This is a genomic window from Saccharopolyspora sp. NPDC000359 (assembly GCF_040300525.1).
Classification (GTDB): Bacteria; Actinomycetota; Actinomycetes; order Mycobacteriales; family Pseudonocardiaceae; genus Saccharopolyspora.
This window is the reverse complement of record NZ_JBEPDU010000039.1, coordinates 1-23,235: the sequence shown is the minus strand read 5'-3', so window position 1 is coordinate 23,235 and position 23,235 is coordinate 1. Positions and strand designations below refer to the sequence as shown.

29 protein-coding genes are annotated in these 23,235 nt (G+C 70.0%); 3 read left to right on the top strand and 26 right to left on the bottom strand.

Going from position 1 to position 23,235, the window contains the following annotated elements; genetic code table 11:
• Positions 1 to 274: 274 nt before the first annotated feature.
• Positions 275 to 1,789, bottom strand: a complete 1,515-nt coding sequence (locus tag ABT324_RS23405; RefSeq protein WP_351181387.1) for an NAD(P)H-hydrate dehydratase — start codon at positions 1,787 to 1,789, stop codon at positions 275 to 277.
• Positions 1,790 to 2,119: 330 nt separating this feature from the next.
• On the bottom strand, positions 2,120 to 3,982 hold the full coding sequence (gene glmS, locus ABT324_RS23400; RefSeq protein ID WP_351181384.1) for a glutamine--fructose-6-phosphate transaminase (isomerizing): 1,863 nt from the start codon (positions 3,980 to 3,982) through the stop codon (positions 2,120 to 2,122).
• A gap of 116 nt (positions 3,983 to 4,098) precedes the next feature.
• Between glmS and ABT324_RS23395 the strand changes: the two genes are divergently transcribed.
• A complete protein-coding gene (locus tag ABT324_RS23395) occupies positions 4,099 to 4,935 on the top strand; it encodes a dienelactone hydrolase family protein (RefSeq protein WP_351181381.1) in 837 nt (278 codons plus the stop codon).
• A gap of 4 nt (positions 4,936 to 4,939) precedes the next feature.
• Here ABT324_RS23395 and ABT324_RS23390 read toward each other — a convergent pair whose 3' ends face one another.
• From ABT324_RS23390 to ABT324_RS23275, 24 genes are all read right to left on the bottom strand, one after another.
• Complete coding sequence (locus ABT324_RS23390) at positions 4,940 to 5,680, bottom strand: DUF3558 domain-containing protein (RefSeq protein ID WP_351181378.1); 741 nt, start codon at positions 5,678 to 5,680, stop codon at positions 4,940 to 4,942.
• Positions 5,681 to 5,729: 49 nt separating this feature from the next.
• Positions 5,730 to 6,449: a hypothetical protein gene (locus ABT324_RS23385; protein ID WP_351181375.1), complete on the bottom strand. Its 720-nt coding sequence runs from the start codon at positions 6,447 to 6,449 to the stop codon at positions 5,730 to 5,732.
• A 97-nt stretch (positions 6,450 to 6,546) separates the two neighbouring features.
• Complete coding sequence (locus ABT324_RS23380) at positions 6,547 to 6,978, bottom strand: hypothetical protein (protein WP_351181372.1); 432 nt, start codon at positions 6,976 to 6,978, stop codon at positions 6,547 to 6,549.
• A 5-nt stretch (positions 6,979 to 6,983) separates the two neighbouring features.
• A complete protein-coding gene (locus ABT324_RS23375; RefSeq protein WP_351181369.1) occupies positions 6,984 to 10,037 on the bottom strand; it encodes a hypothetical protein in 3,054 nt (1,017 codons plus the stop codon).
• Complete coding sequence (locus ABT324_RS23370; RefSeq protein WP_351181366.1) at positions 10,037 to 10,342, bottom strand: type VII secretion target; 306 nt, start codon at positions 10,340 to 10,342, stop codon at positions 10,037 to 10,039. Before ABT324_RS23370 ends, ABT324_RS23375 begins: the two co-directional genes overlap by 1 nt.
• A gap of 143 nt (positions 10,343 to 10,485) precedes the next feature.
• Positions 10,486 to 10,737: a hypothetical protein gene (locus ABT324_RS23365; protein WP_351181363.1), complete on the bottom strand. Its 252-nt coding sequence runs from the start codon at positions 10,735 to 10,737 to the stop codon at positions 10,486 to 10,488.
• Positions 10,738 to 10,753: 16 nt separating this feature from the next.
• On the bottom strand, positions 10,754 to 10,903 hold the full coding sequence (locus ABT324_RS23360) for a hypothetical protein (protein WP_351181360.1): 150 nt from the start codon (positions 10,901 to 10,903) through the stop codon (positions 10,754 to 10,756).
• A 52-nt stretch (positions 10,904 to 10,955) separates the two neighbouring features.
• Positions 10,956 to 11,186: a hypothetical protein gene (locus ABT324_RS23355; RefSeq protein ID WP_351181357.1), complete on the bottom strand. Its 231-nt coding sequence runs from the start codon at positions 11,184 to 11,186 to the stop codon at positions 10,956 to 10,958.
• A 19-nt stretch (positions 11,187 to 11,205) separates the two neighbouring features.
• Positions 11,206 to 11,367 (bottom strand): hypothetical protein, encoded by a 162-nt coding sequence (locus tag ABT324_RS23350; protein ID WP_351181354.1) that lies wholly within the window; start codon positions 11,365 to 11,367, stop codon positions 11,206 to 11,208.
• 131 nt (positions 11,368 to 11,498) lie between these two features.
• Positions 11,499 to 11,636 carry a hypothetical protein gene (locus ABT324_RS23345; RefSeq protein ID WP_351181352.1) on the bottom strand — a complete coding sequence of 46 codons (138 nt, stop codon included), beginning with the start codon at positions 11,634 to 11,636 and terminating at the stop codon, positions 11,499 to 11,501.
• Position 11,637: 1 nt separating this feature from the next.
• Positions 11,638 to 11,796 carry a hypothetical protein gene (locus tag ABT324_RS23340; RefSeq protein WP_351181349.1) on the bottom strand — a complete coding sequence of 53 codons (159 nt, stop codon included), beginning with the start codon at positions 11,794 to 11,796 and terminating at the stop codon, positions 11,638 to 11,640.
• A 51-nt stretch (positions 11,797 to 11,847) separates the two neighbouring features.
• Positions 11,848 to 13,182 carry a phosphoglucosamine mutase gene (glmM, locus tag ABT324_RS23335; RefSeq protein WP_351181522.1) on the bottom strand — a complete coding sequence of 445 codons (1,335 nt, stop codon included), beginning with the start codon at positions 13,180 to 13,182 and terminating at the stop codon, positions 11,848 to 11,850.
• Between the two features lie 153 nt (positions 13,183 to 13,335).
• Positions 13,336 to 13,815: a 30S ribosomal protein S9 gene (gene rpsI / locus ABT324_RS23330; protein WP_351181519.1), complete on the bottom strand. Its 480-nt coding sequence runs from the start codon at positions 13,813 to 13,815 to the stop codon at positions 13,336 to 13,338.
• Between the two features lie 26 nt (positions 13,816 to 13,841).
• Positions 13,842 to 14,288 carry a 50S ribosomal protein L13 gene (gene rplM, locus ABT324_RS23325; RefSeq protein ID WP_150067161.1) on the bottom strand — a complete coding sequence of 149 codons (447 nt, stop codon included), beginning with the start codon at positions 14,286 to 14,288 and terminating at the stop codon, positions 13,842 to 13,844.
• A gap of 355 nt (positions 14,289 to 14,643) precedes the next feature.
• Positions 14,644 to 14,934 carry a WXG100 family type VII secretion target gene (locus tag ABT324_RS23320; protein ID WP_351181346.1) on the bottom strand — a complete coding sequence of 97 codons (291 nt, stop codon included), beginning with the start codon at positions 14,932 to 14,934 and terminating at the stop codon, positions 14,644 to 14,646.
• Between the two features lie 55 nt (positions 14,935 to 14,989).
• On the bottom strand, positions 14,990 to 15,301 hold the full coding sequence (locus tag ABT324_RS23315; RefSeq protein ID WP_351181343.1) for a WXG100 family type VII secretion target: 312 nt from the start codon (positions 15,299 to 15,301) through the stop codon (positions 14,990 to 14,992).
• A gap of 138 nt (positions 15,302 to 15,439) precedes the next feature.
• Entirely contained in the window at positions 15,440 to 15,772 is a 333-nt protein-coding gene (locus ABT324_RS23310; protein WP_351181340.1) for a hypothetical protein, read from the bottom strand.
• 122 nt (positions 15,773 to 15,894) lie between these two features.
• Complete coding sequence (locus ABT324_RS23305; protein WP_351181337.1) at positions 15,895 to 17,685, bottom strand: type VII secretion-associated protein; 1,791 nt, start codon at positions 17,683 to 17,685, stop codon at positions 15,895 to 15,897.
• Positions 17,686 to 17,997: 312 nt separating this feature from the next.
• The gene (locus ABT324_RS23300; protein WP_351181334.1) at positions 17,998 to 18,822 is read right to left on the bottom strand and encodes an ESX secretion-associated protein EspG; all 825 of its coding nucleotides are present in this window, start codon (positions 18,820 to 18,822) and stop codon (positions 17,998 to 18,000) included.
• 4 nt (positions 18,823 to 18,826) lie between these two features.
• Positions 18,827 to 20,146, bottom strand: a complete 1,320-nt coding sequence (locus tag ABT324_RS23295) for a PPE domain-containing protein (RefSeq protein WP_351181331.1) — start codon at positions 20,144 to 20,146, stop codon at positions 18,827 to 18,829.
• Between the two features lie 109 nt (positions 20,147 to 20,255).
• Positions 20,256 to 20,768 (bottom strand): DUF3558 domain-containing protein, encoded by a 513-nt coding sequence (locus ABT324_RS23290; RefSeq protein ID WP_351181328.1) that lies wholly within the window; start codon positions 20,766 to 20,768, stop codon positions 20,256 to 20,258.
• Positions 20,769 to 20,811: 43 nt separating this feature from the next.
• Positions 20,812 to 21,222, bottom strand: a complete 411-nt coding sequence (locus ABT324_RS23285; RefSeq protein WP_351181325.1) for a hypothetical protein — start codon at positions 21,220 to 21,222, stop codon at positions 20,812 to 20,814.
• A 134-nt stretch (positions 21,223 to 21,356) separates the two neighbouring features.
• Positions 21,357 to 21,581, bottom strand: coding sequence for a DUF397 domain-containing protein (locus ABT324_RS23280; RefSeq protein WP_351181516.1), 225 nt, complete (start codon positions 21,579 to 21,581; stop codon positions 21,357 to 21,359).
• Between the two features lie 29 nt (positions 21,582 to 21,610).
• Positions 21,611 to 22,453: a helix-turn-helix domain-containing protein gene (locus tag ABT324_RS23275; RefSeq protein ID WP_351181323.1), complete on the bottom strand. Its 843-nt coding sequence runs from the start codon at positions 22,451 to 22,453 to the stop codon at positions 21,611 to 21,613.
• 84 nt (positions 22,454 to 22,537) lie between these two features.
• On the opposite strand from ABT324_RS23275, the gene ABT324_RS23270 reads away from it, so the two are divergent.
• Together ABT324_RS23270 and ABT324_RS23265 are read left to right on the top strand one after the other, a co-directional pair.
• Positions 22,538 to 22,783: a hypothetical protein gene (locus ABT324_RS23270; protein WP_351181320.1), complete on the top strand. Its 246-nt coding sequence runs from the start codon at positions 22,538 to 22,540 to the stop codon at positions 22,781 to 22,783.
• A 72-nt stretch (positions 22,784 to 22,855) separates the two neighbouring features.
• Positions 22,856 to 23,235: hypothetical protein (locus ABT324_RS23265; protein WP_351181317.1), on the top strand; the 380-nt coding region annotated here is incomplete at its 3' end.

Below are 23,235 nucleotides of genomic sequence, written 5' to 3'. Positions count from 1 at the left end.
TTCAAAGCGGTAGGTGGTTGGGTTTGGGGTGGCGCAATTTCAATCGAAATTGCCGACGTTCTCGACGGAACCCACAGTCGCGAGGTGAGGCAATTTCAATCGAAATTGCATCCGTCACCACCACTCCGACCGCCGTGATACCGGTGTTCCGGCGGGAAACCGGTGTTCCGGGGGCACGGGCGTTCCGGGGGCACGGGCGTTCCGGGGGCACGGGCGTTCCGGGGGCGCCTGGTGCGGTTGGTCCGGCGGGGTGGGGTTTTTTTCTTTTTGTTGGTTATGTTAGGGCTGCTTTTCTTAGGGTTCTGATTGCTTGGGGGATTTTTTTCAGGAGGGTTGAGGCTCCTATTGGGGCTCCTGGTTGTTCTGGGTGTTCTGGGGTTCCGTGGGCTGCCAGGTCTGCTGCCAGGGCGTGGGTGTGGGCTGCGTAGGCGCAGGCCAGCCAGGGGTTTGTTCCGCTTGCCAGGAGGGCTCCGATCAGGCCTGTCAGGACGTCCCCGGAGCCTGCTGTGGCTGGCCAGGCGTGTTGGGCGTTGTTGACCAGCACTCGGCCGTCCGGGGCCGCGATGATCGTTGTGTTGCCCTTGAGCAGGACCACCGCGTTGAAACGGGCTGCGACCTCTCGCACCGCGCTGACGCGGTCCGGGCCCGGTGCTCGGCCTGCCAGGCGGGCGAACTCGCCCGCGTGCGGGGTCAGGACCAGCGGGGCGTCGGGGTCGCGGGCGTCCCAGAGGGTGGGGTCGTTGGCGAACAGGGTGATCGAGTCGGCGTCGGCGCACACCGGGCGGCCCGACTCCAGGACGTGCCGCAGGACTTCGCGTCCGCTGGCGCCGAGACCGATGCCCGGGCCGACCGCCCACGCCTGGACCCGCCCGGCGTCGCTGACCGCGCCGGTGGCCACCACCTCCGGCCAGTGCGCGCGCACCACGTCGGCCGCCGGGCCCGCGTAGCGGACCATGCCCGATGTCGCCTGCACCGCTGCGCCGCTGGCCAGCACCGCCGCTCCGGGGTAGGTCGCCGAACCGGCGGCGACGCCGACCACGCCCTGGCTGTACTTGTCGTCGTCCGGGCCCGGCACCGGCCAGGCCGCGCCGACCTCCGCGGGCCGCAGCAGGTGGAACTCGGGATCCGGCAGGTCGTCGTCGAGCCCGATGTCGACCACCTCCACGTCGCCCGAGTGCACCGCGCCCTCCCCCAGCACGTGACAGGGCTTGCGACCGGCGAAGGTCACGGTGAGGTCGGCTGCCACGGCAGGTCCGTCCACGGCACCCGTCATCGGGTCGACGCCGCTGGGCAGGTCGACGGCCACCACTGGTGCCGCGATCCGCCGCACCAGTTCGGCCGCGGTCGGCCGCAGGGGTCCGCGCGCGGAGAGCCCGACGATCCCGTCGACCACGACGTCGGCCCGCTCCACGGCGTCCGCCGCCTCCGCGCCGATCCCCGAGGTGTCCGCGCTGGCACCCTCGGCGGGCACCGCCCGACCGCCCGCGCGCCGCAGCGCGGCGAGCCCCGCGGCGTGCGCCTTCTCCGGGGCGAGCAGCACCGCGGTGACGCCGACCCCGCGGCGGCGGAGGAAAGCCCCGGCCCACAGCGCGTCACCGCCGTTGTTCCCGGCCCCGACCAGCAGCGCGACCCGTCGGCCGGACACGCCGCCGGTGAACTCGGTGAGCAGCCGCGCGGTGTGCACGGCCACCGCGAAGGCAGCGCGGCGCATCACGACGGGTTCCGGTGTCCGAGTGAAGAGCTGCTGCTCAGCGGCGCGGATCTGGTCCGGGGTCCACACTCCGTGCATCGCGTCCTCCCTCGACACCACCGGCAAGATCCCGCACAGTCTGCCCGGCACCCCACCGACACCGCACAACACCACCCGTCCCGGCGTCACCCAACCACCACAGTTTCAACTGAAACTGTAAGTCCAGCGGATCACCCTGGTTTACAGTTTCAACTGAAACTGTAAATTCCGGTGTGTCCGGCGCCCGACACGCCGGAGGACGGCGTCCGAGACACCGGGGTGTGGGAGGTCATCCGGCCGGTGGAACGTGGCGCGATCCCGGTGGGGGTCGGATGCCTGATCTCCACCGGGATCGCGTCAGGTCGGAGCTGGGGCAGTGCCTGCCGGGGGTTACTCGACGGTGACGGACTTGGCGAGGTTGCGGGGCTTGTCGACGTCGTAGCCCCGAGCTCGGGCGATCTCCGCCGCCAGGACCTGGAGCGGGATCGTGGAGACCAGGGGCTGGAGGAGGGTCGGCACCGCCGGGATGGTGATCAGCTCGTCGGCGAACGGCCGGACCGTCTCGTCGCCCTCCTCGGCGATCACGATGGTGCGCGCGCCGCGGGCTTGGATCTCGCGGATGTTGGAGACCAGCTTCGCGTGCAGCAGGGCGCGGCCGCTCGGCGACGGCATCACCACGACCACCGGCAGGCCCTGCTCGATCAGCGCGATCGGGCCGTGCTTGAGCTCACCCGCCGCGAAGCCCTCAGCGTGCATGTAGGCGAGCTCCTTGAGCTTGAGCGCGCCCTCCAGCGCCACCGGGTAGCCGACGTGGCGGCCCAGGAACAGCACCGCCTTGGAGTCAGCCAGCGCCTTCCCCAGCTCGCGCACCTGGTCGACGGTGCCCAGGGTTCGGCGCACCGCGTCCGGCATCGCGGACAGCTCGGCGTACTCGCGGGCCACCTCGTCGGAGTACTTCGTGCCGCGCGCCTGCGCCAGGGCCAGCCCGACCAGGTAGTTCGCCGCGATCTGGGCGAGGAACGTCTTGGTGGCCGCGACCCCGATCTCCGGCCCGGCGTGGGTGTAGAGCACCGCGTCGGACTCGCGCGGGATCTGCGCGCCGTTGGTGTTGCAGATCGCCAGCACGCGCGCCCGCTGGGTGCGGGCGTGGCGCACCGCCTCCAGGGTGTCGGCGGTCTCGCCGGACTGGGAGATCGCCACCACCAGGGTGTCGCGGCCCAGCACCGGGTCGCGGTAGCGGAACTCGCTGGCCAGCTCAACCTCCACCGGCACCCGGCACCAGTGCTCGATGGCGTGCTTGGCGAGCAGCCCGGAGTGGTAGGCGGTGCCGCAGGCGACCACGAAGACCTTGTCCACGTCGCGCAGGTCCTGCTCGGTGAGGCGCAGCTCGTCGAGCACGATGCTGCCGTCGGTGAAGTGCCCGCGCAGCGTGTTCTCCAGCGCCTCGGGCTGCTCCTCGATCTCCTTGAGCATGAAGTAGTCGTGGCCGCCCTTCTCCGCGGCCGACAGGTCCCAGTCCACGCTGAACGGCTTGGTCTCGACCTCGACGTCGTCGAAGTCGGTCACCCGGTAGCCGTCGCGGGTGATGGTGACCACCTGGTCCTGGCCGAGCTCCACCGCGTCGCGGGTGTGCTCGATGAACGCGGCGACGTCCGAGGCGAGGAAGTGCTCGCCGTCGCCGACGCCGACGACCAGCGGCGAGGACCGGCGGGCCGCGACGACCTTGTCCGGTTCCGCGGCGTGCGTGACGACCAGCGTGAAGGCGCCCTCCAAGCGGCGGGCGACCGCGCAGACGCTGGCGCTGAGGTCACCAGCGGTCGGTCCACCGGCGTAGGCGGCGGCGACCAGGTGCGCCGCGGTCTCGGTGTCGGTGTCGCTGGCCATCTCGATGCCGGTGGCTTCCAGCTCGGCGCGCAGCGCGGCGAAGTTCTCGATGATGCCGTTGTGCACCACGGCCACCTGCCCGGTGGCGTCGCGGTGCGGGTGGGCGTTGCGGTCGGTCGGCGCGCCGTGGGTGGCCCACCGGGTGTGACCCATGCCGCTGTGCCCGGCGAACCGGTCGGCGTCGACCTCCGCGAGCCGCTTCTCCAGGTTCGACAGCGCGCCCGCGGCGCGCTCCACGGCGAGGCTGCCCGCCCCGTCGAGCAGTGCCACGCCCGCCGAGTCGTAGCCCCGGTACTCCAGCCGCCGGAGGCCGTTGAGCACCACGTCGAGGGCTTGGCGATGTCCTACGTAACCAACGATGCCGCACACTCGGCCCAGCGTAGCTACTCCATGTGGTCTGTACCTGTTCGCACCAGCCCGGTCGGGGGAACGCCCGCGCAGCGGCTACCGCGCGCGCACGAGCTGGTCCGCTACCGTTGCTGACCATGGCGCGCACTGCCAAGAAGGCCCCCTCCGCGAAGAACGCGTTCGAAGAGCTGTCCCGGCGCGGACCGCACGACGTGCTGCACGGTGACCTGGCCCTCGTCGGCCTGCCCGGCATCGTCTGCACCCCGCGCAGCGGGCTGGGACTTCCCGCGATCGCCTTCGGCCACGGCTGGCTGCAGCCGCCGCGCCGCTACCTGGCCCTGTTGCGGCACCTGGCCTCGTGGGGCTTCGTGGTCGCCGCTCCCGCCACCCAGCGCGGGGTGTTCGCCTCGCACCGGATGTTCGCCACCGACCTGCGCACCGCGCTCGACGTCGCGGTGGGGGTCCGGCTCGGGGAGGGCCAGATCAGCGTCGACGAGAAGAAGCTGGGTGTCGCTGGTCACGCCATGGGCGCCGGGTGCGCGGTCCTGGCCGCCGCGGAGGACGAGCGGATCCGCGCGGTCGCCACGCTGGCCGCCGCCGAGACCCGCCCGTCCGCGCTGGAGGCCGCCGCTCGTGTCCGGGTGCCCGGACTGCACCTCGCCGCGGGCAACGACCTGCTGGCCCCGGCGGTGGCCAACGCCGAGCCGATCGCCCGCGCCTGGGGCGGGGCGGTGCAGCTGCGGACGGTGGCCAAGGCCAGCCACCTCGGCTTCACCGAGGGGCGGCACTGGACCCAGCTGGTCCTGCACGGCAAGTCCGAGTACTCGACGCAGCGCGCGACCAAGGCCCTGCTCACGGCCTACTTCCTGAGCACCCTGGTGGAGGACCGCCGCGGTGAGGCCCTGCTGTCCAGCGACATCAAGGGCACCAAGATCGACCAGGTGCACACCCGGGGCGTGCTCACCGCGGCGTGACGCCTCAGATCCCGGCGGCGAACTCCTCGGCGACCGCCTTGGCGTTGCGCTCGGCGTCGGCGGCCGGCATGCGCTCGTCCTCGAACCAGTAGGTCTTGTCGTAGCCGTCGTAGCCGACCGAGACCGTCGTGGTGCCCTTGCGGAAGACCAGCAGCGCCTGCTTGACCTCGGTGCCGGTGGCCAGGAACGCCTCGTCCCACGGGCCTTCGACGTCGACCACCCGCGTCGCGCTCTTGGCGTCGTTCTGCCGGTAGCTCTCCAAGGCCTCCTCGGCGTCCGCCAGCGCGTCCTCGGGGTCGTCGGTCACCGCACGGGAGACGGTGATGTCGAGGTAGCGCTCGTTGTTGCCGTCCTGGCCCCTGGTCGGCCGCCAGGTGCAGCTCGCCGAGGTGCCGTCCTCCGACTCGTACCCGTGGGTGAGGTTGGTGGTGCGCAACTCCCGCAGGGTCTGCTCGCTGACCAGGTCGCACGGTGCGATCACGTTCTCGCCCGAGGGTTCCTCCCCGGCGGGCGTGTTGATGATCCCGTGCCGCCAGTAGAAGTAAACACCGACCACCATGCCAATGCCCAGCAGCACGACGATGCCGATCACGACGAGCGTGATGCACCCGGCCTTGCTCTTCTTCTTCGGCGGCGCCTGCTGGAACTGCGGCGCCTGCTGGTACTGCGGCACTTGCTGGAATGGCTGTCCCGGAGGGACCTGCTGGTTCTGCGGGCCCCACTGCCCGGGCTGTTGCGGTTGCACCTGCCGAGCCTAAACGCCGCACCGCCGCTGACCAATCAGCGATCAGCGGTCAGAGCGCGGGCGCGACCTCCTCGGCGACCGACCGGACGGCCTCCTCCGCTTCCGGGACGGGCATGTCGACGTTGTCGCCGAGGAACTGGCTGTCCTTGCCCGAGTACGTGATGGTCGCGATCTTCTGTCCCTTTCGGAGGGTCAGCTCCGCGGGCGCGCCGGGTCCATCGAGGACGATGTAGGCCTCGTCGCCGAGCCCCGTCACGTCCTCGGCGTCGCTCGGGCGGTTGTCCTCGAGCACCGACTCCGCGTCGGACCCGGCGGCAGAAGCGTTCTTGACGTCGACGCGCAGCCGCCGGAGGTTGTTGCCGTCGCGGCCCTTCGTCGGTTCCCAGCCGCAGGTGTGCAGGCCTTCGTCCGGGTTGTCGGTCACGACGGTCGGGTCGGGGTTGGTGACGTGCAGGCGGTGCAGGGTCCCCTTGTCGACGAGGGCGCACTCCTCCGGCAGCGCCGCGTTCGACGGGTTGCTGCCCGCGGGTTCCGAGTAGTCCAGGTAGGCCATCAGGAAGAAGCCGCCGACGCCGAGCAGCACGAGCGCACCCGCGGAGATGCCGATGATCAGCCCGACGCGGCCCTTGCGCTTCCGCGGTGGCTGCTGCTGGAACTGCGGGTACCCCGGCGGCGGTGCCTGCGGGTAGGGCTGCTGGACGGGTTGCTGCTGTTGGGGAAACTGGCCACCAGGCGGAGGCCCCCACTGTCCTGGCTGCTGAGGTTGCACGCGCCAGAGGGTACGTCACGGGATCACGCGCGAGGCGGTTTTCCAGCACCCGGGCGCGGAGGAGGCCGATCCCACAACGGGGACCGGCCCCTCCGGCTCACCTCAGCCAGCTCTGGTTCTCGTAGTCGTCGTCATCGTCGAACGCGGGTTGCCGACGCGCGCGGGGTGCCGGGGGCGCTGGCGGCGCCGGTTCCGGCGGCGGGGGCGGCGGGGCCGGACGAGCCGAAACCTGTTGCGGCGGCGGCTCTTCCTCGAAGAAGTCGTCGCCAGCGACGCCGATCACGTTGTCGTCCTGCGACGACTTGCCCGCCCACTCGTTGCGCGGCTTCTCCGCCTGCTCGCGGTCCTTCGCCGCCTTCTCCACGAGTTCTTGCTTGCGGGCTTCGGCCGCTTCCTTGATCTCCTGGCTCTTCTGCGCCGAAGCGGCTTCCGCCGCGCGGACCGCGTCGACGTTGTCCGCGATCGAGTAGCGGTGCCGCGCGGCCAGCGTCGCGACCTCGTCGGCGACGCGCTGGTTGACCGGAACCACTCAGCTCACCTCTCCCGGTCTTCGCCGAGCACGGAACGGAAGCGCACGTTCGACCGGTCCACCCCGTCGTCGAACAGCTGGCCCTGGGTGCGCCACGGGCTGGAGTTGGTGCGCTCCTGCTCACCGCCGCCCTGCTGGGCACCCTGGCCGCCCATCATGCCCATGCCGCCCATCATGGCACCGCCGCCGCCACCGCCGACCGCGGCGCTGGGGTTCTGGCCGCCCTGCGGCTGACCCGCTTGCGGCGGCGGCCCGGCCGCCGGGTCGGCGCCGAACGAGGACAGCCCGGTGGAACCCTGCGCGGCACCACTGCTCGGGTCGCTGAAGGAGGACATCCCGGTCGCACCCGCGGGGGGCTGACCAGCGCCGTCGCCGCCGAAGAGCTGCCCGGAGCTGCTGCCGAAGGAGTTCTGCACACCCTCGCCCACGGGGGTGAACGAGCTCAACCCCGCGGACTGCGGCGTGGTGGCCGCTGGCTCGCCCGGCACAGCGCCGGGACCACCGTCGGGGTTGAACGCGGGCATCGTGGTCACCCCGCCGCCGAACGCGCCACTGCCCACTGCGCCACCGGCGACCGCGCCGCCGAACCCACCGTCAGCAGCCGCGGGCATCGTGGTGACGTCGGGCGCCGCGCCACCGCCGACCGCGGCACCGCTGAACCCACCGTCAGCGGCGGCGGGCATCGTGGTGACGTCGTCGAACCCGCCGTCCGGCGCGGGCATCGCACCGGCACCGCCACCCGGTCCCGGCACCGCTCCGTTGTCCGGTGCGGGCATCGTGGTGACGTTGTCGAACCCGTTGTCGGGCGCGGGCATGGTGGAGGCGTCCGGGACGGGTCCGGCCATGCGCGGGGCGTCCTCGCTGAACCCGATCGTCTGGTTCAGTGGCGGCTTGCCGTCGCCGTTGTCGATGCTGACCTTGACCTCGCCCTCGGGCGTGCGCTCGAAGGTGAGCGTGCGGCCGCCCTCCTCGATGACGGCCTTGCCGTCCGGACCGGCCTTGACCTGCTCCGGTCCCTGACCGCCGACGCCGCCGGCCCCGGGCTGGCCGGGTGCTGCACCCGGCACGGTGGGTCCCCCGGCCTGGCCGGGGATCGCGCCGGGACCACCGGGCTGCCCGGTGCCGTCCTGCGGGCCGAAGTCGACCTCGTAGGTCTTCGGCTGACCGTCCGGGCCGACCAGCTCGACCTGCATCTTGCCGTCTTCGCCGGGTTTGCTGACGGTGACCGCGTCGTCGCCCTCGCCGAGCGTGACCTGCTCGGTGTTCTCGCCACCGGCTCCGCCTTCGCCGGGCATCTCCGGCGTCTCCGGCATCTCCGGTGGCTCGGGCGCTTCCGGCATCTCAGGGGCGCCGCCACCACCGGGCATGCCGCCTCCGCCGCCCGGGGTGCCACCGCCGCCACCCGGGGTGCCGCCACCGCCGCCGGTCTGGTTGCCACCACCGCCGGTCTGGTCCCCACCGCCGGTCTGGTCGCCGCCACCGGTCTGGTCACCGCCGCCGTCCTTCGAGCCCTCGTTGAGGGACTTGAACGGGTCGTCGCTGATCGGGGCCTTGTCGAAGAGCTGGTCGTAGCTCTGCTGGACGGAGTCCTGGGTGCTCTTGCTCTGGTCCTTGAAGGAGCGGGTCTTCTGCTCCATCTCGGGCTTGAAGGCCTCGTCGAGCCACTTCTTCGCGTCGTCGATCAGGCCCTGCCGGATCTCCTTGCACGCGTCCTGCCCGCCGATGAACTCGCCGACCAGCATGCCAACCGGACCGCCGCAGATGAAGCCGATGGCGGCGCCCTTCACCGTCGACCAGATGCCGGAGAAGATGTCGTCGATGCCGACGTCGGCGAGGTCGCTGGGCTGGATGTCGCCGCGCGCCTTGCGGATCTCGTCCTTGGTCTCCTCCGGGCTCTTGTCGGCGCACTTGATGGTTTCGCCGAGTTCCAGGACGAACTTGGAGTAGTCCCGGACCATCTCCTGGATGTTGTCGGCGACCGGCCCGATGGCACCGGCGAAGTTGCCGGTCTCGGTGGCGACCGCGCCGCCCGCGGAGCTGTAGTCGCCGACCTTCGCCGAAGCCGCCTCGGAGGCCTCGCCCTGCCAGGTCTGCTTGGCGGTGTTGAAGGCCTGCCCCATGGAGCTGCTCTGGTCCTGCAGCTTCTCGGACACGCCGCCGAGCCGCTCGGCGTCCTGCCGGAACGCGCCGAAGTCGATCTCGCGGAGTTGGTCGAACTCGTGGACGATCTCGCCCTGGAAGTCCGCACCGCCGCCGGTCCAGTCCTTGTACAGCGGCAGGAACTCCTTGAAGAAGTCCAGCCCCACCTTGCCGTGGTCGAGCAGTTCGTCGGAGGTGCCGACCGGGCCGCCGCTCTCCAGCGCCTTCTTGCCGGCCTCGATGTCCTCCTTGCGCTTCGCGGCCTCTTCGAGCTTCTTCTGCAGCTCGGAGAAGCCACCGCCGGTGACGCCCTCGAAGATCGCGGACCCGAGGGGGTTGACCACCTTCAGCGCGTCGTCGGCTAGGTCGCCCGCGTGGTCGACCAACCAGCTGCCGGCGTCCTCGAAGGCCTCGTCGACCTGGTCGTCGAGCCACTTCGCGCCTTCGCCAACGGCCTTCACCCCGTCGACGATGCCCTCACCCACGGCCGACACGCCGTCGACGATGCCCTCGCCAACGGCCGACACGCCGTCGACGATGCCTTCGCCAACGGCTTTCGCGCCGTCGCCGATCTTCTCGCCGACCCATTCAGCGCCGTCGCCTACGGCCTCGACGCCGTCACCGATCCGGTCACCGACCCACTTGGCACCGTCACCAACCGCTTCGACGCCATCGCCGATCCGGTCACCGACCCACTCAGCACCATCGCCAACGGCCTCGACGCCATCGCCGATCCGGTCACCGACCCACTCAGCACCATCGCCAACGGCCTCGACGCCGTCACCGACCTTGTCGCCGACCCACTCGGCACCGTCGGAAATCGTCTCCCCGGCGTTGCTGACCTTGTCCCCGACCCAGTCGATGCCGCCGTCGATGACCTTGCCAGCGCGCTCGAAGGTGCCCTCGTCCTCGCCCGCCATCAGACCTGGACCTTCCCGACCTCGTCAGCACCGGTCTCGTCGCTGGCGGTGTACTCCTCGGCGGTGGCCGTGAAGTCCTCGGACAGCTTGGTGCCGTGGGAGGCGAAGGCCTCGATGTTCTTCCCCAGTTTTTCCAGCGCTTCCTTGTACGCCTGGCCAGCTTCGTGGAACTTGCGCCCGGCCTTCTCCGGCGTCACCTTGGACTCGCTGACCGCCTTGGCCTGCCCCTTGATCTCCTCGGCGCCGTCGGCGAAGGCGGTGGCCGCCCTCCCGATATCGCTGCCTGAGGTTGCCGTTCCGCTCACCAGCGCCCCCTTCAACGGCCGTGTCGCCCCAACTTCGACTGGGACGACATGAATCGCTCACCGGTTCCCCATCTTGACAGGTCCAGTGGCGCGGAAGACCGAAAACCGACGAGGTCCTTGCAACCGCGAAGGAGAGGAGTCGATCACTGCGGCGGGTGCGGCGGCTGACCGTAGCCCTGCTGCGGCGGGAAGCCCTGCTGGGGCTGGCCGTACCCCGGCTGCGGCGGGTACGGCTGGCCGAAGTTCTGCGGGGGCTGCTGCTGGGCGAAGTCCGGCACGGGCTGCGGAGTGCTCAGGCCCCGGAGCTTCACCTTCACCACCACGAGGGCCGCGATCCCGCCCGCCACTCCGCCGAGCAGCGCCACGAAACCGACCCCCAACCAGAAGTAGTACACGTCTGCCTCCTCGATGTCAGGGCTGGTAGGGGTTCTGCCCGTGGCCGCCGGGCGGGACCGCCGACTTCCGCGAGCCGATCTTCCTGGTCATCAGCAACGCCACGACGGTGCCCACGCCCGCGCCCAGCGCGATGGACAGTGCCGCGGCGAGAAGCCACTCGAGCACCTGAAACTCCCCTCCTCCCGGGCCCAACCCCGGGTGCGCGGAACTCCGCGGATCACTGCGGCGGGTAGAGACCCTGCGGCGGCTGGCCGAAGCCCTGCTGCGGCTGCTGCGGGAAGCCCTGCTGCGGGAACTGCTGCGGTTGCTGGGCGAAGCCCTGCTGCTGCGGGTAGCCCACCACCGCCTGCTGCTGGGCCTTGTTCTTGCTCCTGACGATCAGGAAGGCGGCCAGAGCGCCTGCACCACCGCCGAACAGGATGCTGATCACGAACGCGATCAGGACCACGGAATCCCTCCCCTGGAAGTCACTGGTAGTACGGACCCTGCGGCGGGTACTGCGGCCCGGCCTGCGCCGGGAACTGCTGCTGCGGCGCCTTCGCCCGGGTCATCGCGGCGGCGACGATGGCACCACCGCCCGCCCCGGCGAGCATGCTCAGCACGAGCACGATCAGAAGGTCAAGGACCACCGACGCCTCCCTCATCCGGTTCCGGACGCCGAACCTATCTGAGGCTCCGGGGCGCGCGGCAGGGGAACGCCGAAACGGGTGCGCGCAGCACGCAGCGCCCACGGGGCGATCGCGCCGTGGGCGGGCAGCGGTCAGTAACCGCCGGCGGGGAGGAAGTTGTGCAGGTCCCCACCCTGGGCGAGCAGGACCGCCAGGAAGGCGGCGAAGAGCATGCCGACCAGGGGGAGGATGAGGACCATCAGGAGGTCGCCGAGGAACCGGCCGCGCATGTCAGCTCCGGTTCCGGCGGTTGACGAACCAGGACCTTCCCTCGTGCGCGGCGTTCACGGCCTTCAGGCCGGCGACCGCGATCGCGGAGAAGATCACAAGACCCACGACGAGCCCGACAGCGACGAGCCCGACGATCATGGCGACAACGATGGCACCCATGTGAGCATGGTCTCACAATTTGGGCGCCAGCGAGAGATCTACATCACAACATCACCGGATCGCGGCAACGATTTCCGCCAAACGCTCCGCAGCGTCCTGCGCGCTCTGCTCCGTTTGGGCCTCCACCATGACCCGGACGAGCTGCTCGGTGCCGGACGGGCGCAGCAGGACGCGCCCCGTCTCGCCCAGCTCGGTCTCGGTCTGCGACACCGCCGCGATCACCTCGGGGGCCGCCACCGCCGCCACCTTGTCCGCCACCCGGACGTTGACCAGCACCTGCGGCAGGCGGCGCATCACCTTGGCCAGCGAGGCCAGCGGGGTGCCGGTGTCCGCCACCCGGCCCATCAGGCGCAGGGCGGTGAGCAGGCCATCACCGGTGGTGGCGTGGGCGGGCAGCACGACGTGGCCCGACTGCTCGCCGCCGAGCGCGAAGCCACCCGTGCGCAACTCCTCCAGCACGTACCGGTCGCCGACCGCCGTGGTGCGCAGGGACACCCCCTGCTCGCGCATCGCCAGGTGCAGGCCGAGGTTGCTCATGACCGTCGCGACCAGCGTGTTCTCGGTGAGCTCGCCCGCCTCGTGCATGGCCACCGCGAGGACCGCCATGATCTGGTCGCCGTCCACCACCGCGCCGCTGGCGTCCACCGCCAGGCAGCGGTCGGCGTCGCCGTCGTGCGCCACGCCCAGGTCAGCGCCGTGCTCCACGACTGCGGCCTGCAGGACGTCGAGGTGGGTCGAGCCGACGCCGTCGTTGATGTTGAGGCCGTCGGGTTCGGCGTTGATCGCCACCACGTCGGCGCCCGCGCGCCGGTAGGCCTCCGGGGCCGCCGCCGCGGCCGCGCCGTTCGCGCAGTCCACCACGACCTTGAGCCCGTTGAGCGGCTGCGGGGCGGCTTCGAGCAGGTGGTCGACGTAGCGCCGCACCGCGTCGGGCACGTCGCGGACCCGGCCGACGTGCACCCCGGTCGGGCGCTCGACCTGCTCGGACAGGCGGGCCTCGATCTCGTCCTCGACCGCGTCCGGCAGCTTGTGGCCGCCCGCCGCGAAGAGCTTGATCCCGTTGTCGGGCATCGGGTTGTGCGAGGCGGAGATCATCACGCCGAGGTCGGCGCCCAGTTCGGCCACCAGGTGCGCCACCGCCGGGGTGGGCAGCACGCCGACCCGCAGCACGTCCGCACCTGCCGAGGTCAGGCCCGCGGTGACGGCTGCCTCCAGCATCTCGCCGCTGGCCCGCGGGTCGCGGCCGACCAACGCCACGCGACGTTTCGAGTCGTCCCGGTCGTAGAGCACCCGAGCCGCCGCAGCGGCCACCGACATCGCCAGTTCCGGGGTCAGGTCGGCGTTGGCCAGTCCTCGCACCCCGTCGGTGCCGAACAACCGAGACATCAGCAGCAAGTCCCCTTCTCGATCCTCGTGCTCATTCTGCACAGCGGACCTCCGCGCCCGCGTGCGGGGAACAACCCCTCGAAACGACCGCGGGAGCAGCCCGAGTCCGTTGTGGACTTCCGACTGCTCCCGCGGATCGTGTTCTCGTTCGCGTCAGCGCTTGCTGTACTGCGGCGCCTTGCGGGCCTTCTTGAGGCCGTACTTCTTGCGCTCCTTCTCCCGCGCGTCACGGGTGAGCATGCCGGCCTTCTTCAGCGCCGGGCGGTCGTCACCGTCGTAGGCAACCAGCGCACGGGCGATCGCCATGCGCAGCGCACCGGCCTGACCGGACGGGCCGCCACCGCGCAGGGTGGCCAGCACGTCGAAGCCCTCGAGGCGCTCGACGGTCACCAGCGGCTCCTTGACGATCTGCTGGTGGACCTTGTTCGGGAAGTACTGCTCGAGGCTCTTGCCGTTGAGCTTGAAGCCGCCGTTGCCCGGCACCAGCCGCACGCGGACCACGGCCTCCTTGCGGCGACCGACGGTCTGCACCGGGCGACCGGTCGGCACCGGCAGCGGGGCCGGAGCGGCCTCCTCGGACTCCACCGCGTCGACGGCCTCGACGGTCTCGGAGGTCTCCTCCGGGGCGTTCACTGCCTCTTCCTGCTGAAGTTCGTCAGTCACTTCTGGACCTTCGCCTTAATCTCGAACGGCTGCGGGTTCTGGGCCTGGTGGGGGTGCTCCGGGCCCGCATAGACCTTGAGCTTCTTGCCCATGGCCCGGCCGAGCTTGTTCTTCGGGAGCATGCCCTTGATCGCCTTCTCGAGCAGCCGCTCGGGGTGCTTCTCCAGCACCTCGCCGAAGGACTGCTTACGCAGACCACCGGGGTAGCCGCTGTGCCGGTAGTGGAACGCCTGCTCACGCTTGTTGCCGGTGAGGGCAACCTTCTCCGCGTTGATGACGACGACGAAGTCGCCGGTGTCCACGTGCGGTGCGTAGGTCGGCTTGTGCTTGCCGCGCAGCAGCGTCGCGGCCTGAGTTGCCAACCGGCCGAGCACAACATCCTCGGCGTCGATCACGTGCCAGGCGCGGGTCACCTCGCCGGGCTTCGGGCTGTACGTGCGCACGGGTCTACCTCGTCGTCGTTCGCGTCGGAATCGTCAGTGCGGAGCCCGTCTCGATCACGTCGGTCGACCCCCTCGGGGCCGGCACGTCCGTCAGCACCGCCGCCGGGACCGTGATCCGCAGACCCGATCCGCTGGCGCGAACTGCAGCCGCGCACCGCACAACAAAGAATGAGGGTACTTGGTGGCTTCTGGCCCGGTCAAAACGGGTCCTCGGTAGCGGGGGCGAGGATTTCTGACCTGGCAGATCGCCGAGTAGAGAGTAGCAATGCCCGGATCCGCCCCGGCGGGCAGGGCCCGGGCACAGCACGCGGCCCCGGCGGATCGCCGGGGCCGCGAGAGCGCTCAGCAGGTGAGCTCAGCCACCGAAGCGGCCGGCGTTCTTCTTCTCACCGGCCTGGAAGGCCTCGTTGGCAGCGCCGACGGCCATACCCATCTTGGCCGCGGTCTCCTGCATCTTGGCCGCCTCGGCGTCCCACTCCCGCTGCGCGGTGTGGTAGGACTCCTGCGCCTCGCCCTCCCAGGTCTGGATCAGCTTCTGGATCTTGCTCTCCAGGTCGTCCAGCTCGCCCTGGATCTTCTGGGCCGCGGCCTGCAGGTCGTCGGAAGCCTGCTGCAGCTCCGCGAAGTTGACGTTGATCTCGCTCATTGCGTTATCCCCTCAAATACCTCTGAAGAAAGTGGAGTGTGCGACTGCGGAAGCGTCAGCCGTCGAGCAGGCTGGCGATCTTGGAGATCTCCTGGGCCTGGTCCTCCTGGGTCTGCGCGTAGTCCTGACCCGAGGACTGCACGTTCTGGCCCAGCTCGTCCAGCTTCTGGATGATCTTCTTGCCGCTCTGCTCGTACTGGTCCATCAGCTTGCGGAAGACGTCCGCGGCCGCGCCCTTCCAGTTCGCGACCGGGCCCTCGAGCTGACCCTGCAGCTGCTGGAGCGCCTGCTCGACAGCGTTGCGCGCCTCGTCGATGTCGACGGACGCCTGCTGGATCGCTTCGGTGTCTGCACCAATCCCAGCCATCTTCGGATGACCCCCTTCAAACTCGTCAACAAGTTCGGATGAACCTGCGACGCAGACATTGCCACGTCCGGTTCCCGGTTGTCCTGGATTTCTGCGGAACCCGTTGCTGATGTAAACGCCGCGCGCGGAACCCGCAGGTCACCGCATGATTTGCGCTTGGGAAAAGTCCAAGTCGCTGCCGTCGGACGGCGTTTGCTCCTGCGATTTCCCGGTCCCGGGTGCCTTCTCCTCGGCGTCGCGGGCACTCGGATTCACCGGTTCGGGGACTTCCAGCCCCATCCTGGTGCGGTGCTCCAGCGCCGCCTCGCGCTGCTCGCCCCCGCCGGTCGCACCGGCCTGCGCTGCACGTTCCCGGGTGTCCCGCTGGAAGTCGACGGCGCGGCGGTGCGCTTCGGCGCGGGCCCGGTGCCCGCGACCGACCGCGGCGGCCAGTTCGGCGCGGAATTCGCGGACCGATTCTGCTGCGTCCATGTCATAGCCTTCCCCGCCCGGCTCGGCGCGAGCGAATTGCATTTGCGCGCGGCTGCGGGAGGCTCTCGAAAGCGTTCGGCGCGGCGGCGCGGCGCGCATTCCGCCGCGTTTTCACCTCCGGTTCAGCCGACCGCCAACGTTCGGACCACCTGCTCGCACGCGCGGGCCACATCTTCCTTGCCTGCCGGTCCGTACTTGCAGCCGACGCTCATCTTGAACTGGCCGCGGTAGAGCGTGTACCACTCGACGGTCGTCTCCGGCAGGGTTTCCTGGTAGTAGACCACTTCCTGGCCGCCGAAACTGGCGGTTGCGGTGAACTTGGAGAACGGTTTGCCCGCCGCGACGAACTGCTCGTACTCCGCGCGCAGCATCTGCACCGCGCGGGCCCGGTCGGTGTCGGTGTCGAAGCCGAGGCGGCCCTCCTCGACGGCGATCATCGAGCCCTGCTCGCCCTCCTTGGGCTGCAGCAGCGTCTGGAACTTGATCGCGTCCCCGGGGCGGGCCTCCCAGGTGCCGGGGTAGCTGAAGGCATAGTCGTAGGCGGCGAGCTTCTGCGCGGCCACGGCGTCCGGTCCGCTGCTGGTCAGCAGCAGTGCGACGACAGCGCCGACCCCGACCACCACGGCGGCCCCGGCGCCGATCAGCCAGGGCAGCTTGTTCGTGACGCGGCGCTTCGGCTTGGCGACCGGGAGCGTGGTGTCGCTGCCGCCGATGACGACGGTGCGGGCGCGGCTGAGCGAGTCGCCCGCGGTGATGCCGGGCGGCGGGGTGGGGGCGGGCATCGGCGCGGAGCGGACCGTCTTCGTCCCGGCCCACGTCCCGGCGGGCGCCAGGCCCCCGGTGCGCTCCGGGTCGAGCCGCACCGCGCGCAGCGCGCCGCGCGCGACGACCGTCTCCGGCTGGTCCAATGTGGTCGGCACCACGCCGGTGCGCTCGTGGATCAGCCGCGACACCAACGGGATCCGGCTCGACCCGCCGACCAGGAAGACCCCGGCGAGCTGCTGGCGCTGCACCCGGCCCTCGCGCAGCGTGGTCAGCACCAGGTCGGCGGCCTTGCCCAGCGGCTCGGCGATCAGGGCTTCGAGGTCGACGCGGGTGACGTGCGCGTCGGAGAACGGCGGGGGCATCGGCACGTCGGTGTAGGTGTGCCGGGACAGGGTCTCCTTCGCGCCGCGGACGTCCTGGCGGACCACGCGGCGGCGTCGGCGGTCGGCCATCTCGCGCCCCTCGACGAGCTTGGCCCAGGCGTCCGGGTCGGTGCCGGAGACGAGCTCGCCGATGTGCTCCAGCAGCGCCTGGTCGATGTCCGCGCCGCCGAAGTTCGGTTCGCCGCGGGTGGCCAGCACCTGGAAGGACGCGCCCTGCTTGCGCACCACGCTGGCGTCCACGGTGCCGCCGCCGAGGTCGAGCACGGCGAGGGCACCGCCGTCGGGCAGCCCGTGCCCGGCGGAGTGGAAGACCGCGGCGGCGACCGGCTCGGGCACCAGCACGATCTCCTTGCCGAGGCCGGTGGCGGCCTGGCGCAGCTCGGCGGTGCGCACCGAGCCCCAGTCGGCGGGGTGGGTCAGGACCAGCAGGTCGACGCCCGCGCCCCCGGCGAAGCGGCGGGCCTCGTTCACGGCGCGCTGCAGCACGGCGCGGATCACGTCGCCGACCTTCAGCACGGTGCTGCCCAGCAGCAGCTCGCCCTCGTCGATGCGGCGCTTGGGGTGCGGTTCGAACCGGGCGGGGTCGACCGCCGCCTGCCGCTCGGCCTCGTGCCCGACGAACAGCGTGCCGTCGGCGGCGGCGAACACCGCGGACGGGACCAGCGGCTGGCCGTCGATGACCACGACCTGCGGTTCGGCGCCACCGACCGAGACCACCGTGCATGTGCTCGACGTGCCGAAGTCGATCGAGACGTGCAGGGACACCCAGAACTCCTTCACCGTCGCCGGAGCGCCGCCCCGGCGACGTCGTCGTCCGACCGCCGACCGCTCGGCGCGCCGACTCCCCCCGAGCACCCTAGAGGTTGGGGGTGCGAGCGCACCAACATCCTGCCCCTGATCGAGGCCCGGTTCCGGGTCCGATCACCGGCTGCGGCCAGGTCCGGGGCGGCTCCTGCGGAAAACTTACCGGACATTCCGGGCGGATCAGGGACCCGCGCGCGAGTTCCACCGAAATCGCAGGGCCTGTTCCCGGCAAGAACCAGGTCCCCGAATTCGGTGGGACTCGCGGAGTGCGCCTCAGGCCGCGGAGCGGACTTCGGTGACCCGGTTCTCCAGGGCCCTGCCGAGGTCTGGCGGGGCGAGCGGGGCGAGGACGAGTTCGGGGCCGACGCCGGGGCGTTGCTGCTGGGACAGGCCGTAGCGCCCGTCGGGTTCGGGCGCGTCGAACCACTTCATGACCTGGGAGCGGCGCAGGCGGCCGTGGCGGTCACGCATGTTCACCGCGAACTGGCCGTCCCTGAGGTGCTGCTCCGCCAGGGCCGCGCGGAGCGCGTCGGCGCCGGACGGGGTGCGCTTGGACGTCGACGCGGTCTGCATCATGTCCAGCTCTTCGAAGTTGTCGTCGCCCGGAGCGCCCTGCTGCTGCGCGAGCTCGGCGCACGGCACCGCCAGGCGCGGGCGCTTGCCGGGCGGCGCCGGGGGCATGCCCTGGATCGCCGCCGCGACCACCGTGGTGCGCGGGTGCACGGAGATGCGCAGGTCACCGCCGTAGCTCGCGGACTCGCCGGAGTCCTGCACGAGCAGCACCGCGCCTTCCTCGCTGGCCACCGACATCATCCGCACCGGTGAGTCGGTGGTCTCGTCCGGCAGCCAGATGCCCTCGATCCACAGGCCGGGCTTGGCCAGCTGGGCGAGCACCTGCCCGAACCGCGGTGCCAGACCGCCCCCGCCGAGCAGCCCCGCCGCCTGCATCTCCGGCAGGGCCCGCTGGCGCAGCACGGCGCGCTCCTCCAGCGTCGCGCCGTGCGAGCGCACCGCGATCGGGAACGGGTACTCGTCGAAGCGGCCGATCTCCCAGCAGAAGTCGAACCACAGCGGTGGCAGCAGCCAACGCTCGGACATCCCGTCACCTGCTCCAATCACCGAAGACCGGCGGCGCGGTCCGCGGCATGTCGTCCAGCCAGATGTCGTCCTGCTCCTCGAGCCAGCTCGGCCGGTCGTGCTCCTGGTCCTCGCTGCCCTGACCGCGCTGACCAGCACCGGCGCCCATCCCGCCACCGGCACCACGACCACCCGCAGCGCCACCAGCGGCACCGCCGCCAGCCACGCCACCAGCACCACCGGCACCGAGCCCACCGGCGCCCGCACGACCACCGGCGCCCATGCCGGGACCGCCTGCGCCACCGGCACGACCACCAGCGCCCATGCCACCGGCACCAGCACCGCGCCCACCACCGGCGCCGAGCCCGGGCCCGCGGCCACCTGCGCCCGGCCCGCCGGGGCCGCCCGGAGGCATCCCGCCGACGAACCCGGGGCCGCCGCCACCGGGCGGAGTGCTACCGGGCGGCGGGACGCCCAGCCCCGGCCCAGGGGTCGGCTGCGGACCAGCCCACTGCGACCCGCTCTGCGCCGGAGGCGTGTAGCCACCACCCGGCACGCTGCCGCTGGGCACGCTGCCGCTGGGCACGTTGCCGCTGCCACCGCCCGGCACGCTGCCGCCACCCGGCACGTTCCCGGACGGCTGCCCGGAAATCCCGGACGGCGTGGAGGAAATCCCCTGCGGGTTGCTCCGCCCCTGGTCCGGCGGCGGAGGCGGGTTCAGCGGATCGACCGGCGGAGGGAACGTGGGAGTGCTGGTGTCGACGGACTGGTACCCGGAGGCGTAGACGTTCTGCACGAGCTGCCGAGCCTGCTGCTCAGCCTCCCGCTGCTCCATCATCTGCTGCGCACCATCGACCATGCCGCCACCGGGCATGATGACGGTCCGAAACCCGTTCCGCAGCCCGTCGAACTCCTTCGGAGGCTCCAGCGTCGCCTTCGTCTGCCCAGCAGCATTCCCGGCTTCCTGGATCTTCAGCCCGGTACCGCGAACAGCGTCGCCGAACTGCTGGCCCCACTCCTGAAGCGGCTTGGCAGCGTTGAGGCTGGCCTCCGCTGCCTCACCTTGCAGCTGGTCACCAGCAGCCTTGCGGGTCTCCGGCTCCAGATCGGCGAAGATCTCGGCGAGCTCCTCGCCGAGCTTCACCCAGTCCTGACCGTTGGTGTTGATGTCCCCAGGTATCAACGACTGCCCGAGCTGGTTGTACAGCCGGGCGTGATCCCAGTCGTTCCAATTGTCGCGCTGGGCGATCGAGGCCGGGTCCGTGCCCTGAATGTTCAGACCCTGCTGCTGCTCGGCCAGCTGCTGCCCGCGCTTCTGACTGGCAGCAGTCGCAGCCTCCGACATGAGACGCCGGTACTCCTCCTCCCGCGTCTCACCTATCCCCGTGACCCTGGAGAAGCCATCCCCAACAGCCCCGAAAACGTCAACCATGCCGTTCCCCCTCGGCTAACCCCTACTGCGGAAGCTTCTTCTCAACGACCTGCGCGATCTCGGTTGCCTGAGCGCAGGTCTCTTCGTCGCTACTAGGAATCGTGTTGGAGCTATAGGTGACATCGACGATCACGGATCCGCTGCCGACGTACATCATCTGACGACAGACACCCTGGCCCTTACCGCTCAGCGCGATGCCGGTGAAGCCCTTGTGCGAACCGACCTGGTTCGGCGTGAACACGTCGAAGCTGTTCTTCCGCCGTTCCCAGTAGGCCTCGTCCGAGTCCATGCCCTTCAACACCCCGAACATGAACTTCTCGCCCTCGTAGTCACAGCCCTCCTCCTTCGAGGAGCCACTGGCGGGCTCACCATTCGGGTCTCCACCGAACGAACGGATCTCCTCCGGCGTGAGAGCCGTGCACGGATCAAAGCTTGCCAATGGGTTCGAACCGGACCCATCGGACGTGGGCTGCCCCTGATCGCCGCCGCCCGGGGTTCCGCACCCGGCGAGCATGACGCCAGCGACCGCCAACACGGATACGGCTGTGACTCGTGTTTTACGCATACCCACCATCAGATCAGACGCTCCGCCCCACGTTGTGGGCGCTCTCCTCGTCGGTGTTCGTCATCTCACGTGCCGAATCACGGAAAGCCTGCGCCATGTTGCGCAAGATCTCCTCAGTCTTACGAAGGATCGGGATCAGCCCGGCATCCGGCGCAGCACCCGGTCCGGTCACCTTCTCGTTGAACTTCCGCTCAAGGTCCCTGCCGATGAAGCAGTCGCCGTAAATGCCGTTGACGACCAGCCGCTGAGCATCGCTGGCCTTTCGCCGAAGGTCATCGGCCTTGTCGTCGTAGATCTTGGCTACGCGCTCGGCAGCGTCCGGCGTCATCCTGACCTTGCCGCTGTCGACTGCAGCGCGTAGGCCTGCGGCCTGTCCTGCGAGCGCGCTGGCGCCGGCGGCGAAGCCTTCCATCCCCGTCGTCACGGAGTCCCCTCCCCGTTCGTGATCAGTGCACGTCACACGCTGGTGTGATCACGACAGCAGAGAGTACAAGAGACCCACCCTCAGGTGGACACCGTTCGCGAAACATCCTTCACGAACGGCTCAGACAACCCACCTCACCAGCGACGATCCCGCAACCCTGAGACGAACGTCGCCCACTGCCGCCGGGGGAACGCCAGCACAGCCCCATCCCGGTCCTTCGAGTCCCGAACCCCCACCACCTCAGGCTCCAACGCCACCTCGACGCAGTTCGAAGTCGATCCCGACCGGCTCGCCTTCCGCCAGCCCACTTCGACGCAGTTCTGCGCTCCGTTGCTGCGGCTGGACTTGCGCCAGACCATCTCATCCGAGTCCCGCAGCATGATCACTCCTAGTCAAGCGCTGCAATCTCTTGATCGATCAGCGACAACGTGTCCTTGTCGCTTGTCGCGGCTACCCGCAATCGATCGAAAACCAGGCTATACGCGCGGGTGTGCTGGGGTCGAGACAAGTAATCGGAGCTGGTCAGGCTCTCGATGTAGACGATGTCGGAGTTGGCGTGCTCGAGGTGCAGCAGGGTGAAGGCGATACCAAGGCCTGCGTGGGCTCCGCTCGCCATTGGGACCACCTGGACCGTGACGTTGTCCAGCACAGCGAGGGAGCGCAGCCGCTCCAGCTGGGCCCGGTGGACGTCTCGGTCGCCCACCCGTCGCCGGATCGCTTCCTCACCAAGCACCACCCACAGCAAGGGCGGGTTGGGGCCGAAGAATCTGGATGACCGCTGCTCGCGCGACTCCGCCATCGCATCGACGTCGACCGACGGCACCACCACCGAGGCCGAGAGCAACTCGCGCGCGTAGTCGAAGGTCTGCAAGACTCCCGGAATCGTGTCGCCGTAGAACAGCTTGATCTCAGAAGCGCAGGCCTCGAGGTGCACATACTTCTTCGCCCAGTCCGGCACACGCGCTGGTGGAATCTTGCGGCGCGCTTCCTTCGCCATCGCTAGAACTCTGTCGACCGCTTTCTCCTTGACGCCGTACAGCGCGAGGAGTGCCTGAACATCCTTATCGGACAGCTTGCTCTCGCCGGTCTCGACCTTGCTGATCTTGTTGCGGTACCAACCGAGGGCTACTGCCGCCTCGTCCGCTGACAAGCCAGCGTCCTCACGAAGTTCGCGCAGCTCGGCTCCGAGCACGAGCCGCTGCACCAGAGGGCCTGGATCGTTGCTGGTCATGCGCACAGTCTGCCTTCCCTCAATCTGGCGAACATCATGACTCTTACTAGGAACTCAACTGGGATTCCCAGTACGGTTCGAGCAATGATGACACTGATCACAAGGGAGCCCAAGATGTCTGGTTTCTTGACGTACGTGTGGCGGCCGGTCACGGGCGGCCGCCACGCTTTCCCCATCGCAGCAACGAAAACCCCACCCGACGAGACGGTCAAGGCCTACTGCGGTGTGCAGGCTCCCGCCTCGGAGCTGCACGATCGGTCCGAAGTGGACTGGATTCGCGAGAAGTCCTGCATGACCTGCTGGCACATCCTCACCACCAAACCCTCGTGAGCGGCAACGGTCGCAGGAACCACCATCCCCACTCACGAGTCCTGACCAGCCACAACACGTCAGAGAAAGGTCATGGACCCCATGTTCTGGATTCAGCTGAGCACGTTCGTGCTGTTCAACGTCCTCATCCTCGCCATGATCGCGACACAGATCCCGTTCGGAGGGTTGAGATTCGCAGCCGGGCAGCATGCGGGTGCCGGTGATGGTGAGTACACCGTGTGGCACCTCATCGCCGACATCGAAGCCGAACGCACCGCCGCCCCCGCACCTCGCTGCCGCGAGCATCCGCCGATCACGCTCGAACCCCCAACTCCAGCACCGCAGCCGCCGCAATCGGTCCCGCCGCCACAGCCACCACAACCGCTCACGCCACCGCCGCCAACACCACCACCGCCACAGCCTGAGTTCCCCGCCTACGACCCCGACGACCAGCCCACCGGGCGCCACCACCT

Coding starts and splice junctions, on each gene's coding strand:
- ABT324_RS23405 (WP_351181387.1), bottom strand. CDS start 1,789: ATGCACGGAGTGTGGACCCCGGACCAGATCCGCGCCGCTGAGCAGCAG.
- ABT324_RS23395 (WP_351181381.1), top strand. CDS start 4,099: ATGGCGCGCACTGCCAAGAAGGCCCCCTCCGCGAAGAACGCGTTCGAA.
- ABT324_RS23375 (WP_351181369.1), bottom strand. CDS start 10,037: ATGGCGGGCGAGGACGAGGGCACCTTCGAGCGCGCTGGCAAGGTCATC.
- ABT324_RS23345 (WP_351181352.1), bottom strand. CDS start 11,636: ATGCGCGGCCGGTTCCTCGGCGACCTCCTGATGGTCCTCATCCTCCCC.
- ABT324_RS23340 (WP_351181349.1), bottom strand. CDS start 11,796: ATGGGTGCCATCGTTGTCGCCATGATCGTCGGGCTCGTCGCTGTCGGG.
- glmM (WP_351181522.1), bottom strand. CDS start 13,182: ATGTCTCGGTTGTTCGGCACCGACGGGGTGCGAGGACTGGCCAACGCC.
- ABT324_RS23320 (WP_351181346.1), bottom strand. CDS start 14,934: ATGAGCGAGATCAACGTCAACTTCGCGGAGCTGCAGCAGGCTTCCGAC.
- ABT324_RS23315 (WP_351181343.1), bottom strand. CDS start 15,301: ATGGCTGGGATTGGTGCAGACACCGAAGCGATCCAGCAGGCGTCCGTC.
- ABT324_RS23310 (WP_351181340.1), bottom strand. CDS start 15,772: ATGGACGCAGCAGAATCGGTCCGCGAATTCCGCGCCGAACTGGCCGCC.
- ABT324_RS23300 (WP_351181334.1), bottom strand. CDS start 18,822: ATGTCCGAGCGTTGGCTGCTGCCACCGCTGTGGTTCGACTTCTGCTGG.
- ABT324_RS23295 (WP_351181331.1), bottom strand. CDS start 20,146: ATGTCGGAGGCTGCGACTGCTGCCAGTCAGAAGCGCGGGCAGCAGCTG.
- ABT324_RS23280 (WP_351181516.1), bottom strand. CDS start 21,581: ATGGTCTGGCGCAAGTCCAGCCGCAGCAACGGAGCGCAGAACTGCGTC.
- ABT324_RS23275 (WP_351181323.1), bottom strand. CDS start 22,453: ATGACCAGCAACGATCCAGGCCCTCTGGTGCAGCGGCTCGTGCTCGGA.
- ABT324_RS23270 (WP_351181320.1), top strand. CDS start 22,538: ATGATGACACTGATCACAAGGGAGCCCAAGATGTCTGGTTTCTTGACG.